12 protein-coding genes and 1 rRNA gene are annotated in these 13,428 nt (G+C 46.1%); 12 read left to right on the forward strand and 1 reads right to left on the reverse strand.

Features of this window, described 5'->3' with window-relative positions:
- Positions 1-19: 19 nt before the first annotated feature.
- The 9 genes from rrf to pssA all read left to right on the forward strand — a co-directional run bounded on the left by rrf (position 20) and on the right by pssA (position 10,253).
- Positions 20-136 (forward strand): 5S ribosomal RNA (gene rrf, locus ACFQ3J_RS25955).
- A 196-nt stretch (positions 137-332) separates the two neighbouring features.
- On the forward strand, positions 333-1,499 hold the full coding sequence (locus tag ACFQ3J_RS25960; RefSeq protein WP_251584798.1) for a GNAT family N-acetyltransferase: 1,167 nt from the start codon (positions 333-335) through the stop codon (positions 1,497-1,499).
- Between the two features lie 392 nt (positions 1,500-1,891).
- Positions 1,892-2,353, forward strand: coding sequence for a CtsR family transcriptional regulator (locus tag ACFQ3J_RS25965; protein ID WP_091161556.1), 462 nt, complete (start codon positions 1,892-1,894; stop codon positions 2,351-2,353).
- 50 nt (positions 2,354-2,403) lie between these two features.
- Positions 2,404-2,925 (forward strand): UvrB/UvrC motif-containing protein, encoded by a 522-nt coding sequence (locus ACFQ3J_RS25970; protein WP_091161558.1) that lies wholly within the window; start codon positions 2,404-2,406, stop codon positions 2,923-2,925.
- A gap of 31 nt (positions 2,926-2,956) precedes the next feature.
- Complete coding sequence (locus ACFQ3J_RS25975; protein ID WP_251584800.1) at positions 2,957-4,018, forward strand: protein arginine kinase; 1,062 nt, start codon at positions 2,957-2,959, stop codon at positions 4,016-4,018.
- 219 nt (positions 4,019-4,237) lie between these two features.
- Positions 4,238-6,691 carry an ATP-dependent protease ATP-binding subunit ClpC gene (clpC, locus tag ACFQ3J_RS25980; RefSeq protein WP_091161561.1) on the forward strand — a complete coding sequence of 818 codons (2,454 nt, stop codon included), beginning with the start codon at positions 4,238-4,240 and terminating at the stop codon, positions 6,689-6,691.
- Between the two features lie 311 nt (positions 6,692-7,002).
- A complete protein-coding gene (gene radA, locus ACFQ3J_RS25985) occupies positions 7,003-8,370 on the forward strand; it encodes a DNA repair protein RadA (protein ID WP_090727878.1) in 1,368 nt (455 codons plus the stop codon).
- Positions 8,371-8,383: 13 nt separating this feature from the next.
- A complete protein-coding gene (disA, locus tag ACFQ3J_RS25990) occupies positions 8,384-9,460 on the forward strand; it encodes a DNA integrity scanning diadenylate cyclase DisA (RefSeq protein WP_091161563.1) in 1,077 nt (358 codons plus the stop codon).
- Between the two features lie 58 nt (positions 9,461-9,518).
- A complete protein-coding gene (gene pssA, locus ACFQ3J_RS25995; protein ID WP_091161565.1) occupies positions 9,519-10,253 on the forward strand; it encodes a CDP-diacylglycerol--serine O-phosphatidyltransferase in 735 nt (244 codons plus the stop codon).
- 182 nt (positions 10,254-10,435) lie between these two features.
- Here the strand turns inward: pssA and ACFQ3J_RS26000 are convergent, their stop codons facing one another.
- The gene (locus ACFQ3J_RS26000) at positions 10,436-10,831 is read right to left on the reverse strand and encodes a DUF1573 domain-containing protein (RefSeq protein WP_091161566.1); all 396 of its coding nucleotides are present in this window, start codon (positions 10,829-10,831) and stop codon (positions 10,436-10,438) included.
- 248 nt (positions 10,832-11,079) lie between these two features.
- On the opposite strand from ACFQ3J_RS26000, the gene ACFQ3J_RS26005 reads away from it, so the two are divergent.
- From ACFQ3J_RS26005 to ispF, 3 genes are all read left to right on the forward strand, one after another.
- On the forward strand, positions 11,080-12,168 hold the full coding sequence (locus ACFQ3J_RS26005) for a PIN/TRAM domain-containing protein (RefSeq protein WP_091161568.1): 1,089 nt from the start codon (positions 11,080-11,082) through the stop codon (positions 12,166-12,168).
- Between the two features lie 73 nt (positions 12,169-12,241).
- Positions 12,242-12,928, forward strand: coding sequence for a 2-C-methyl-D-erythritol 4-phosphate cytidylyltransferase (ispD, locus tag ACFQ3J_RS26010; RefSeq protein ID WP_251584802.1), 687 nt, complete (start codon positions 12,242-12,244; stop codon positions 12,926-12,928).
- A gap of 4 nt (positions 12,929-12,932) precedes the next feature.
- Positions 12,933-13,421, forward strand: a complete 489-nt coding sequence (gene ispF / locus ACFQ3J_RS26015) for a 2-C-methyl-D-erythritol 2,4-cyclodiphosphate synthase (RefSeq protein WP_047914111.1) — start codon at positions 12,933-12,935, stop codon at positions 13,419-13,421.
- Positions 13,422-13,428: the final 7 nt, after the last annotated feature.

Consider the following 13,428-nt stretch of genomic DNA (forward strand, 5'->3'; position numbering starts at 1 on the left):
TTTGTTGCACAAATGCTCGTTTGGTGGCGATAGCGGAGGGGTTCCACACGTACCCATCCCGAACACGACCGTTAAGCCCTCCAGCGCCGATGGTACTTGGACCGCAGGGTCCTGGGAGAGTAGGACGTCGCCAAGCACATAAGACACTATCGATTTTCATCGATAGTGTCTTTTTTATTTGCATGACCTCTTATATAGAGCTCTTCAGATTGACAATTAGATTTAGATCTGACAAACTTTTGCTAGACTGAATCCCTATATTCACTCTCATAAATACATAGAGACTACAAATGTGCTAACTTACAAAATAATAAAAATAGTGAGGTGGGACCATGGAAATTCGGCAATTGAAAATGGAAGAGTTTGATGTAAGTACACAGTTATCTGAATATGCTTTTAGGTATAAGCTGACAGCCGATGAGAAGGAAAAGCGTAGGCAGCACTTCGTTCCTGAGCAGTACTGGGGCTTGTTTGATGATGAAGAGCTGCAAGCGAAGCTGACGCTATTGCCTTTTAAAGTATATGTAAATGGTAAAATATTTGATATGGGGGGCATTGCGGGGGTCGCCACTTGGCCGGAAAACCGTAGAAAGGGTCATGTCTCCCAATTGCTCAAGCATGCGCTGCAGGAAATGAAAAATCAAGGACAGAGCCTATCGTTCTTACACCCTTTTTTGGTGCCCTTTTATCGTAAATACGGCTGGGAGGTCTTTGCGGAATACAAAAGGTACTTCATTCAAGCTCGCCAGCTCCCCCCAAGAGTAGAATACGAGGGGAAGATTGTCCGTGATGTAACAGATATCGCTATACTTGATGGGTTGTATCAATCTTTTGTCAGTCGCTATAATGGTACCTTAGTCCGTGATGAAGCATGGTGGAAGCGCTCCGTGCTGAACGAGGATGGACATACGGCAGTGTACTATTCTCCTGAAGGAGAGGCGCAAGGATATGTGCTTTACGAGAATAAAGACAAAGAGCTTATATGTGATGAGTTTGTTTATCTGAATGAGAATGCACGCCGTGCGCTGCTGACTTATTTTGCAAACCATCCTAGTGAGCAGTTTAAGATAAGCATGGTACCCGTAGACGACGAGCTGCCCTTCTTGCTGCCTGAACCGAGAGTGAAGCAGGAGCTTGTTCCTTATTTTATGGCACGTATTGTTGATTTGAGAGCTTTTATCGATCAGTATCCGTTTGAAGCGAAGCATAGCTTGAACCTGATCCTCCAAGTGGAGGATCCTGTCGCATCCTGGAATACGGGATTCTGGCAGCTGACCGTAAGCGAGGATGGACACGGCAATATAGAACCTCTTCCTTCTGATGATAAGTTATCTGCGGATGTATCTGGGGACATTCAGTCATTTACAGCGATGTTTATGGGCTACAAGCGGCCACGAGAACTTTATTTAATGGAACGATTAGCAGGGAACCCGCTTAGAGCAACCCAGCTTGATCATGTGATTCCTGCGGGTCGAACATTTTTTATGGACTTCTTCTAATTTAACTTTGTGGCAGCTCAGGCTTAGGTAAGATACTTGAAGTTTTAAACTCTCCTGAACAATTCAGGGGAGTTTTTTTCGTAAGGCGCATATTTTATGTCAAAATGAGAAAAATGAAAAAGGAACGCCTCTTGAGAATTCTACATAATGTGATATAATGAATACAAAGTCAAAGAAAGTCAAAGTCAACAGAGATCAAACAGATAAATGTATCAGGGGACTTCTAATGTGAGTTTTATATGCGAAAGAGATTCGCACTCCATCCGAGATGGGTAATTTCAAGGATGGGTAGTAACCTCAGTAGGGAGATTTTTCCTTAGATACAGATGATCCGTGTAATTTAATGTAATGATTTCGAGCTATTAAGGGGCTAATATAGTGGGGGATGTAGAATGCGCAATATTTCTGATATTATCGAACAATATCTGAAAAATATTTTGCAGGATAGCTCTGAAGGCATGATTGAGATCCAAAGAAACGATCTCGCTGATAAGTTCTCTTGTGTACCGTCTCAGATTAATTACGTCATCAGTACAAGGTTTACCCTTGAAAAAGGCTATCTGGTGGAAAGTAAACGTGGCGGGGGCGGATATATTCGCATTCAGCGTGTGGAGCTTCCTGCACAGTTTGCTCTAAACGGGCATTTTCATCAGCATATTGGGGATGAGATTAATCAGACGGCAGCAGAAGGGCTTATCTATCAGCTGGAAGAGGCCGGATTCCTCAACCGCAGAGAGGCTGCTTTGGTCAAGGCGGCTATATCGCGAGAAGTACTGCTTATTAAACTTCCCTATCGGGATCAGATTCGCGCTCGAATGCTAAAAGCAATGCTGATCTCGGTCTTGGGCAAATGAATAGGATTGTTCATATGATCAAGAAAGTGAAGCAAAGGAGGTAAGCGGTTATGATGTGTCAACAATGTAATGAACGCGCAGCAACGCTCCATTTTACAAAGATAGTAAACGGAGAGAAGACGGAATTCCATATTTGCGAGAACTGTGCTAAGGAAAAAGGTGACCATATCTCAGGTATCTCTAATGGTTTTTCCATTCATGGGCTCTTGTCTGGTCTTATGGACTTTGAATCAGGCAAATATAAAACGGCTGGAGCACCGTCTCCGGAGACACTTCGCTGTGAGCAATGCGGAATGACGTTTAGTCAGTTCAGTAAGCTGAACCGATTTGGCTGCAGCTCCTGCTACAATCATTTCTCCAGTCGCTTGGATCCGCTTCTGAAACGCGTGCATGGCAACACCACACATATCGGGAAAGTACCCGTGCGCGCAGGGGAGAAAATCCACCTGAAACGAAGAGTGGATGAATTCAAGCGTGAAATGCAGGAGAAGATCAATCTTCAGGAATTTGAAGAGGCCGCTAAATTGCGTGACCAGATTCGTGAGCTTGAAAAAGAGATAACACAGGAGTAAAGTTTGGTAATAGAGTAAGGAGGTGTGCACCATGTCGGATATCCGGTTTACCGAAAAACCACTAAGTGATTGGATGCGGAATACCGCTGCTGACTCAGAGATTGTCATCAGTAGCCGGGTAAGAGTCGCTCGTAATGTGCAGAGCTTTCCGTTTCCAATGCTGGCAACAGAAGAACAGTCGAGAGAAGTGCGTCGCAACATTATTGATGTTCTTGGATTTGAGGAGGTTCATAAGTTTGGTGAATTCCATGTACTGAATTTGAATGAACTGGATCAATTCGATAAAGAAGTTCTGGTCGAAAAACATTTGATCAGCCCCGATCTTGCGAACGAATCGAGAAACGGAGCTGTAATCCTCAGTGAAGATGAATCCATTAGCATTATGGTGAATGAAGAGGATCACTTGCGTATCCAATGTTTATTCCCAGGTTTCCAGGTGCAGGAGGCATGGAAGAGAGCATCAGCGATTGATGATGTGTTCGAAGCCCATATCAATTATTCATTTGATGACAGAAGGGGCTATCTAACAAGCTGTCCTACCAATGTAGGCACAGGTCTCCGAGCTTCCGTAATGATGCATTTACCGGCTCTGGTCATGACGAAGCAAATCAGCCGAGTGCTTACTGCCGTATCACAAGTCGGTCTCGCTGTTCGCGGAATTTATGGGGAAGGCAGCGAAGCGACAGGGAATCTGTTTCAAATATCGAATCAAATTACATTAGGACAGTCCGAAGCCGAGATTATTGAGAACTTATATAGTGTCGTTCTTCAGATCATTGGTCATGAGCGTAATGCACGCGAGAGACTGATGCGCGATTCGAAGCAGCGCATTATGGACCGGGTTATGCGTTCTTACGGGATTCTATCCCATGCGGTGATTATGGATTCTAAGGAAGCTGCACAGCGCTTGTCGGATGTTCGATTGGGCATTGACCTTGGGTTGATTGAAGAGCCCTCTATTGTGCAAATGAATGAACTGAATGTCATGACTCAGCCCGGTTTTTTACAGAAAAAATTCGGTGAAGAAGTCTTGGACCCCAATGCGAGAGACATCTACCGCGCACAAATGATTCGAGATGTTCTTAAACATTAGCCCTGAGAAAGTATTTGGATTTACCGTTAGAGCGAATGCTTTACTTTCTCGGTGGGGATATAACAGTAATAACCCTGTTGAGTGCTGTTCTTGTCATAGGTAATAGGCAGGATAAGTAATCAGCTTGGGATGATACCGACTATTGTCGGCCAGAGCTGTCCGTGACAGGGCAACCTGGATAGAGATAAAAGCAATTAAACTTGTGGAGGTGCAAGAACTATGATGTTTGGAAGATTTACAGAACGAGCGCAAAAAGTGCTGGCTTTAGCTCAAGAAGAAGCGGTTCGTTTAGGTCATAATAACATCGGTACCGAACATATTTTGCTCGGCCTGATTCGAGAAGGCGAGGGCATTGCTGCCAAAGCTCTGATCGGTCTGGGTCTAGGACTTGAGAAAATTCAAGATGAAGTAGAAACGCTCATTGGCCGCGGTCAAGAGCAGCCTACGAACATTGCATATACACCACGTGCCAAGAAAGTCATTGAACTTTCGATGGATGAAGCACGTAAACTGGGCCATACCTACGTTGGAACCGAACATATTTTGCTCGGGCTTATCCGTGAAGGTGAAGGGGTGGCGGCACGAGTGCTGAACAACCTGGGCATCAGCCTGAACAAAGCTCGTCAGCAAGTGCTTCAATTGCTCGGAAGCAGCGAAGCGGTGTCCAGTCATAACGGAACACAAGCTAACGTTAGCACACCAACACTGGACAGCCTTGCACGCGACCTTACTTCCATTGCGAAGGAAGGCAACCTGGATCCGGTGATCGGCCGGAGCAAAGAGATTGAGCGTGTTATTCAGGTGCTGAGCCGCCGTACAAAGAACAACCCGGTGCTAATTGGTGAGCCAGGGGTAGGTAAAACAGCGATCGCTGAAGGTCTAGCTCAGAAAATTATTGCGAACGAAATTCCTGAAACGCTGCGTGACAAACGTGTTATGACCCTTGATATGGGCTCCGTCGTTGCAGGAACGAAATACCGTGGTGAATTCGAAGACAGACTTAAGAAGATTATGGATGAGATCCGCCAAGCAGGAAATATTATTCTCTTCATTGATGAGCTGCATACGCTGATTGGAGCAGGGGGAGCAGAAGGAGCTATTGATGCATCGAACATCCTTAAGCCGGCTCTGGCCCGTGGAGAACTGCAATGTATTGGTGCGACTACCCTGGATGAGTATCGTAAATATATTGAAAAAGATGCTGCGCTTGAGCGCCGTTTCCAACCGATTAATGTCGATCAGCCTTCCGTGGATGAAGCGATTCAAATCCTGCACGGCCTGAGAGATCGTTATGAAGCGCATCACCGTGTGAAAATTACAGATGAAGCGATTGAACAGGCAGTTAAATTGTCTGATCGTTACATTACTGACCGGTTCCTCCCGGATAAAGCAATTGACCTGATTGACGAAGCGGGCTCCAAAGTAAGGCTCAACTCTTATACGGTACCGCCTAATCTTAAGCAGCTCGAGAACAGACTCGATGATATTCGCAAAGAAAAGGATTCAGCTGTTCAGAGCCAGGAATTCGAGAAGGCGGCTGCCCTGCGAGATACAGAGCAGAAGATTCGCGAAGAGCTGGACGTAACGAAGAATCAGTGGAAGGAAAAACAAGGACGTACTGACTCCGAGGTAACGCCTGAAGATATCGCACAGGTCGTAGCCAGCTGGACGGGGATTCCTGTCAATAAGCTGAAGCAGGAAGAAACTGATCGACTGTTGAACATGGAAGGTATTCTGCACGAGCGTGTTATCGGGCAGGATGAAGCCGTTAAAGCAGTCAGCCGTGCAATCCGCCGGGCACGTGCAGGTCTAAAAGACCCGAAACGTCCGATGGGCTCCTTCATCTTCCTGGGACCAACTGGGGTAGGTAAGACAGAGCTCGCTCGTGCTCTTGCCGAATCGATGTTTGGCGATGAGAATGCCGTAATCCGGATTGATATGTCCGAATACATGGAGAAGCACTCCACATCCAGACTGGTTGGAGCGCCTCCGGGATATGTTGGCTATGAAGAAGGCGGTCAGCTGACTGAAAAAGTACGCCGCAAGCCATACTCTGTTGTTCTCCTGGATGAGATTGAAAAAGCCCATCCGGAAGTATTCAACATCCTGCTTCAAGTGCTGGAAGACGGTCGTCTGACAGATTCGAAGGGCCGTGTAGTCGATTTCCGCAACACACTCATCATCTTGACGTCGAACGTGGGTGCAGATGCCATTAAGCGTAATTCTACGCTGGGCTTTACGGCCGTTGTAGACGCAGGTGCGAATTATGACAACATGAAGGGTAAGGTGATGGATGAGCTGAAGAAGAGCTTCCGTCCTGAATTCCTTAACCGGATTGATGAGATCATCGTATTCCATTCCCTTGAGGAAAAACATATCGGTGAGATTGTTACCCTGATGGCGGAGGAGCTGCGTAAACGTCTGCGTGAGTATGATGTCGACTTTGAGCTGACAGATCAAGCGAAGTCGTTCCTTGCCAAAGAAGGCTTTGATCCTGCTTATGGGGCTAGACCGCTCCGCAGAGCAATTCAGAAGCATATTGAAGACCGGCTCTCTGAAGAGCTGCTCACGGGTAATGTGATAAAGGGTGATTCCCTGCTTATTGATGTGGACGAAGGAAATTTGGTGGTCACCAAAAAAGATAGTGTATCTACACCTACAAGTTCTTCTTAAATTTGTTTGCATCTGGATAGAATGAACTTAAGATTTCATTGTTCAATGCCACACGTATAACTATAAATGTTGGAAAGGGTTCTTGTCGCGTGAGCGATAAGGACCCTTTTTTTCAGGCAAGTGCATGATAGGCAGAAGTCATTTAAAAAGAACTGACTTGGAGAAAATACATCCTGTGTAAAGTTTGGTAATTATGCTTTACGTCAAAATGCATTCAATGTTAAACTTTTATTAAATCCTTTTTTAGTAAATTCGGCATTTGCACTTAAAGACGATTTTAATCGAATAGTGTAAAAATAAGGAGAAGTGAAGTGGCTAAAGTTAAAACGAAGTTTTATTGTACCGAATGCGGCTACGAAGCCCCTAAATGGTACGGTAAATGTCCGGGGTGTCAGTCCTGGAACTCCATGGTGGAGGAAACCGAAAGTATCGTTAAGACACAAGGGAGAGGTTCTTCCCTTTTTGATAGTAAAGAAAAGCCTCAGCCCATCATAAACATAGAGAGTGACCAGGAGCCCCGCATCCTTACAGGTATTAAGGAACTGAATCGAGTGCTCGGCGGCGGAGTCGTTCCGGGCTCTCTTGTTCTGGTCGGCGGAGATCCGGGTATCGGTAAATCTACGTTGCTCCTGCAAACCTCTCATGCTATGACTACAGCGGGACTGCGAGTGCTGTATATTTCCGGTGAGGAATCGGTAAGGCAGACGAAGCTGCGTGCGGATCGGCTGGAAGCTTTGTCTCCTGAGCTGTACGTGCTCAGCGAAACAAATATGGAACGGATTGAGGAAGCAGTCAAACAGGTGGAGCCGCATTTTTTGGTGATCGACTCCATTCAAACGGTGTATTTACCCGAAATTACGAGTGCGCCGGGCAGTGTGGCTCAGGTAAGGGAATGCACTTCAAGATTTATGCGAATTGCCAAAGGGCAGGGCATTGCGACCGTGCTTGTAGGGCATGTTACTAAGGAAGGGGCGATCGCAGGACCGCGAATGCTTGAGCATATGGTGGATTGTGTGCTCTATTTCGAAGGCGAAAGACATCATACGTATCGGCTGCTTCGTGCGGTGAAGAACCGTTTTGGCTCTACCAATGAGATGGGGATTTTTGAGATGGGTGAAATCGGGTTAACCGAGGTTGCCAATCCATCCGAGATGTTCTTGTCCGAACGACCGCTTGGGGTAGCAGGCTCCACTGTTGCTGCCAGCATGGAAGGGACCCGTCCAATGCTTGTTGAGCTTCAGGCACTGGTATCCGCAACCCAATTCCCTTCTCCAAGACGTATGGCTACCGGTGTTGATTACAATCGTATGGCACTCATCATCGCCGTGTTAGAAAAGCGTCAGGGCATGTTTTTACAGAACCAGGATGCTTATATAAACGTTGCCGGAGGGGTGAAGCTGGATGAGCCCGCTATTGATCTGGCGGTTGCCGTCAGTGTCGCATCTAGCTTCCGGGATATGCCGACCAAACCTTATGATGTTGTGTTTGGCGAGGTAGGCCTTACGGGTGAGGTTCGGGCCGTATCTCGTGCGGAGCAGAGAGCAAAAGAAGCGCAAAAGCTTGGATTCAAACGGGTGATTATGCCAGAGAAGAGCCTAAAAGGCTGGAAGCACCCGAAGGGAATAGAACTTATCGGTGTAAACACCGTCGGAGATGCACTAGCGGTTGCTTTAGATTAGGGGGCATTGAAAGATGAAAGAATCGAGCCAATTGGATAAAATGAATAATCTCTTAAGATTGGTTTCGCCCGGAACACCATTTCGAGAGGGACTGGAGAACGTGTTGCGTGCAAAAACGGGTGCGCTTATCGTTGTTGGTTACAGTCCTGAAGTAATGGAGGTTGTGGATGGCGGTTTTTCGATCAATTGTGATTTCTCTCCAAACTATCTATATGAGCTGGCCAAGATGGACGGAGCCATTATCTTAAGTGAGGATTTAAAACGAATTTTGTATGCGAATACGCAGTTGATTCCTGATTCTTCCATTTCTTCTTCTGAAACAGGAATTCGGCACAGAACCGCGGAGAGGGTTGCCAAGCAGACAGGCAAGCTCGTCGTATCGATATCACAAAGACGTAATATTATTACGCTCTACCAAGGTACACTGCGGTATGCATTGAAGGAAATTGGCGTAATCCTGACCAAAGCGAATCAGGCGATACAAACGCTTGAGAAATACAGAGCTGTGCTCAATCAATCCTTGACCAATCTCAGCGCGTCCGAATTTGAAGAGCTGGTGACCATACCTGAGGTTGTTAATGTCATTCAGCGTGTGGAAATGGTTCTTCGAATTAAGATGGAGATCAAGCGCTACATCAATGAGCTCGGGAATGAAGGGCGGCTTATCTCCATGCAGATGGAGGAGCTTGTCAGCAATACGGAAGAAGAAGCGATGCTTCTGTATAAGGACTATGCCAAGGATGACAGCGATGAGAAGATCAAAGAGATTGTGAGTGGTCTCAAACGTTCAACAGATGATGAACTGCTGGATACCCACCATATTGTCCGTTTGCTCGGCTATCCTGCATCAGCTGCGACCTCCGAAGAATCAGTTGCCCCAAGAGGGTACCGTGTTCTAAGTAAGATTCCTCGACTGCCAAATGTAATTATTCATAATTTGGTGGAGGAGTTTGAACACTTGCCGCACGTCATTATGGCAACAATTGAAGAATTGGACGAAGTCGACGGCATCGGAGAAGTACGTGCGCGTACGATCAAGGATGGACTGAAGCGACTACAGGAGCAAATGTTCATTGACAGACAAATATAAATAATTGAGAATTAATTATAATTTGTGTTTTTTATTGCCGCACATATGGGGTGACGTGATGATAACAAAATCAATTCCGAATTTATTTACCTTGGGTAATTTATCACTCGGAATGATTGCCATTTTGCTGGCCTCAGAGGATCAGTATACGACTGCTGCTTTTATGGTGGTCATAGCAATGCTCCTTGATGGTTTGGATGGCCGGATTGCAAGGGCGCTGAATGCTCAAAGCGAATTCGGTAAAGAACTGGATTCACTTTCTGATATTGTATCCTTTGGTGCCGCTCCTGCTTATCTGATGTATACCGTTTCTTTTCAGGAAGCTCCGGTAGCCATTGCTTGGATCGTAACCAGCGTATTTCCGATATGCGGTGCTCTGAGGTTAGCCCGATTTAATGTTAAACCCGGGATTCCCGGTTATTTCACAGGACTGCCTATACCGGCTGCAGGTGGAGTTCTTGCATTGCTGTCCTTATTTAACAAAGATATTTCTGCACCGTTTATGATGGTTGCTACACTGCTATTATCCTTGCTCATGGTTAGTTCGCTGAAATATCCAAATTTCAAAAAAGTAGGCATCCCCAAAAAAGCGGTGTGGATCGCTCCATTGGTCGTTTTGTTTTCAATTGCACTTGCATTTTTGTTCTCTGAGCAATTATCTATGTTTGTATTTATTCCTTTAGTGTTGTATGCCGTATACGGCCTGTCCCATAGTGTACAACGATACATTCACCGCAGACGCAATCGGAATCGGAATAAGAACCAGGAAGATGAAACATCACATCGTTATTAGGGAAAAATAGGGCAGAGATGCTCATTCGAATAAAAAAGCATTTATTCTCTCGTATTGTACCGGAGAGGATAAATGCTTTTTTTATGGTGTGGATTGCATTCATTGTAGTACGAATTAGAAGTGTATAGAAGGCTGTGTATATTTAGCAGAACTGATCTAGAGTTACTTGAATTTGAATTTTGTTACGATAGGTTGAATATGCCTAGTGTGGAACACTTGTTGGCTTCATTCTCCAGGACGTCCTCGAGCTGAATATTGAGCAGATTGCAAAGCGCTGACATATAGAACAGATTGCGGCCAAGCTCTGAGCCGACAATCTCTTTGCAATGGTCACATAAATCTCCATGTACATGCGTCTCTACAGAAGATTTAGCGTCCTCCAAATTCCCGTTAGGTGTGTATGACTGCTTGGAAGCATGAAGTTCAATACATCCGCACTCCGTAATGGCCTTGGAAACTGCACGATTAACAGAAGCGTCGGCTTGTCCTAACTTTGACAAGACATCAATGAGACTACGGTGACGGAGCAACAATTCGGATACTTGGTCTTGAAAGGTTTGCAGGCTGGAAGTGCTCATTCCTTATATTCACCTCAGTGTTTTCAGTTGAATTTATTATATGCCACCCCACAAACCATTTTCAACCATGATTTACAGTTCGATACTTATCCGCAAGTCTCAGCAGCGTAAAATGCTTTATTTAGCCTACTTATGGATCGAGGGGAGATCCAAGAGATATTTTTCCTTAAATATCCTGCATTACAGGATTAGGACCAACTTAATTGGTTCATACTGGATAGGGAAATGGTCAAAGGAGGTGAAGGGACATGTGGAAAAAAGTCATCTTAACATTTACCGGGCTAATGGGAGCGTGGTCTGGTTATGCGTTATATCATTCGGTAGGACTAACAGTCCCTTGGTTAAGAGAACTGGCTGACAGGCTGGGAACGACAACAGCACTTGCGTTATGGATGCTAGCAGGGATTGCAGTCTTTACTTTACTATGCAGTACGCTGGGTTCTGTGGTGAATGTAAGGGTAGAAGAAGGAGTAACGAAGCTCGCTCGTGTTCCTATGAGTGAATTGGCAGCGGGGGCTTTGGGGCTAGGAATTGGATTATTGTTCTCTATACTTCTATATCCGTCATTGAACTGGCTTGGAAAGCCAGGAGAGCTGCTTCAAGTGGCGATGATGCTTGTCTTCAGTTACATGGGACTTCGGCTTGGTCTTGCGAAGAAAGAGGACCTAGGGACGTTCTGGACTTCAGGACGTTGGAATAACGGTGCTATAAGTGAAGACAGACGGATTGAAGAGCATAAAATACTGGATACGAGTGTCATTATTGATGGCCGGATTGCGGACATCTGCAAGACAGGCTTTATCGAAGGAACCATCGTTATCCCTGAATTCGTACTGGAGGAGCTTCAGCATATTGCGGATTCATCGGATCTGCTCAAGCGTAACCGCGGACGGCGCGGGCTCGATATCCTTAACAAGATTCAAAAGGAATTGGAGATTAAAGTACTGATCTATGAAGGCGATTTTGAAGAAATATCTGAGGTGGACAGCAAGCTGGTTAAGCTTGCCAAGGTACTTCAGGGCAAGGTTGTAACCAATGACTTTAATCTGAACAAGGTATGTGAGCTTCAAGGCGTATCTGTGCTGAACATTAATGATTTGGCTAATGCAGTCAAGCCGGTAGTTTTACCAGGTGAGGAAATTATGGTCCAGATCATCAAGGACGGCAAGGAGCATGGTCAAGGCGTAGCCTACCTGGATGACGGCACCATGATTGTCGTCGAGGGTGGGAGAGAATACATCGGTACGATGATGGAGGTGCTTGTGACAAGCGTACTCCAAACCTCTGCAGGACGAATGATTTTTGCCAAGCCGAAACTGTTGGAAAAAGCTCAATAAAGCGGTATGATGGAGATTGAGTGTTCCGATAGCTGAATGCTTAAGCAGATGAACAAGGCAGGGGTTTAAGAGCATGGACAATTCATGGGGAGCCGTCATTGTGGCAGCAGGCAGAGGTACGCGTATGGGTTACGCGGAGAGCAAGCAGTTTCTGCTGCTGCAGGACAAGCCCATCTTTATACATACGCTTGAGGTGTTCAGCCGTGTGTCGCGAATTAAAGAGATGATCGTGGTAACAGGTGCTGCAGATGTTGCGCGCTGTGAAGAGTGGATCAAAAGGTTTGGCCTTGGGATTCAGGTTCGGGTTACTGCAGGAGGGTCTGAAAGGCAGGATTCCGTCTATGCAGGCTTGAAGGAGCTTACTTCCGATTATGTGCTTGTGCATGATGGAGTGCGGCCTTTCGTGACACCCGAGCTTATCGAGAACTGTATGGATGCTGCAATGGAGCATGGGGCTGCGCTGCTTGCAGTGCCTGTCAAGGATACGATCAAGCAAGTAAATGAAGAAGGCATTATTATGTCCACGCCGGATCGGCGAAGTCTGTGGAGTATCCAAACACCACAGGCTTTTCGTCTGTCTGCACTGCTTGAGGCTCATGAGCGGGCTAAGCAAGAGGAGTTTCTTGGAACAGATGACGCGATGCTGCTTGAACGGCTTGGGAAGCAGGTAAAGGTCGTAGAGGGCCGTTATACGAATATTAAAATTACGACGCCGGACGACCTGGATTATGCTGTATTTATGCAAAAAAGGGGAGAGTAGACTTATGATCCGTGTAGGACAAGGATTTGACGTTCATCAGCTAGTGGAGGGCAGACCATGCATTATTGGGGGAGTGACCATTCCCTATGAAAAAGGACTGCTGGGACATTCCGATGCGGACGTGCTTTTGCATGCGATAAGTGATGCCATTCTTGGTGCTCTGGGTCTTGGTGATATCGGCAAGCACTTTCCGGATACGGATCCGGTATTTAAAGACGCGGATAGTCTTAAGCTGCTGGAGCGAGTATGGGAGCTTGCTGTAGAGCGTGGATATCAGCTGGGTAATGTGGATTCGACGATCATTGCTCAAAAGCCGAAGATGGCGCCGTATATTCCGCAAATGGCAGAGATCATTGCCAAGGCGCTGGGTGCAGAGCTCTCTCAAGTTAATGTAAAAGCGACGACTACAGAGCAGCTTGGCTTTGCAGGACGGGGCGAGGGCATTGCTGCGCAATCGGTTGTATGCCTGATCCAACCTGTGCTATCATCTTGAAATAATG

Origin of the sequence: Paenibacillus provencensis, from assembly GCF_042678545.1 — a bacterium.
In the GTDB taxonomy this organism is placed as follows: domain Bacteria; phylum Bacillota; class Bacilli; order Paenibacillales; family Paenibacillaceae; genus Paenibacillus; species Paenibacillus provencensis.

What these genes read in the sequence shown, in the direction of transcription:
- ACFQ3J_RS25960 (WP_251584798.1), top strand. Translation starts at nt 333, where the DNA reads ATGGAAATTCGGCAATTGAAAATGGAAGAGTTTGATGTAAGTACACAG.
- ACFQ3J_RS25965 (WP_091161556.1), top strand. Translation starts at nt 1,892, where the DNA reads ATGCGCAATATTTCTGATATTATCGAACAATATCTGAAAAATATTTTG.
- ACFQ3J_RS25970 (WP_091161558.1), top strand. Translation starts at nt 2,404, where the DNA reads ATGATGTGTCAACAATGTAATGAACGCGCAGCAACGCTCCATTTTACA.
- ACFQ3J_RS25975 (WP_251584800.1), top strand. Translation starts at nt 2,957, where the DNA reads ATGTCGGATATCCGGTTTACCGAAAAACCACTAAGTGATTGGATGCGG.
- clpC (WP_091161561.1), top strand. Translation starts at nt 4,238, where the DNA reads ATGATGTTTGGAAGATTTACAGAACGAGCGCAAAAAGTGCTGGCTTTA.
- disA (WP_091161563.1), top strand. Translation starts at nt 8,384, where the DNA reads ATGAAAGAATCGAGCCAATTGGATAAAATGAATAATCTCTTAAGATTG.
- pssA (WP_091161565.1), top strand. Translation starts at nt 9,519, where the DNA reads ATGATAACAAAATCAATTCCGAATTTATTTACCTTGGGTAATTTATCA.
- ACFQ3J_RS26000 (WP_091161566.1), bottom strand. Translation starts at nt 10,831, where the DNA reads ATGAGCACTTCCAGCCTGCAAACCTTTCAAGACCAAGTATCCGAATTG.
- ACFQ3J_RS26005 (WP_091161568.1), top strand. Translation starts at nt 11,080, where the DNA reads ATGTGGAAAAAAGTCATCTTAACATTTACCGGGCTAATGGGAGCGTGG.
- ispD (WP_251584802.1), top strand. Translation starts at nt 12,242, where the DNA reads ATGGACAATTCATGGGGAGCCGTCATTGTGGCAGCAGGCAGAGGTACG.
- ispF (WP_047914111.1), top strand. Translation starts at nt 12,933, where the DNA reads ATGATCCGTGTAGGACAAGGATTTGACGTTCATCAGCTAGTGGAGGGC.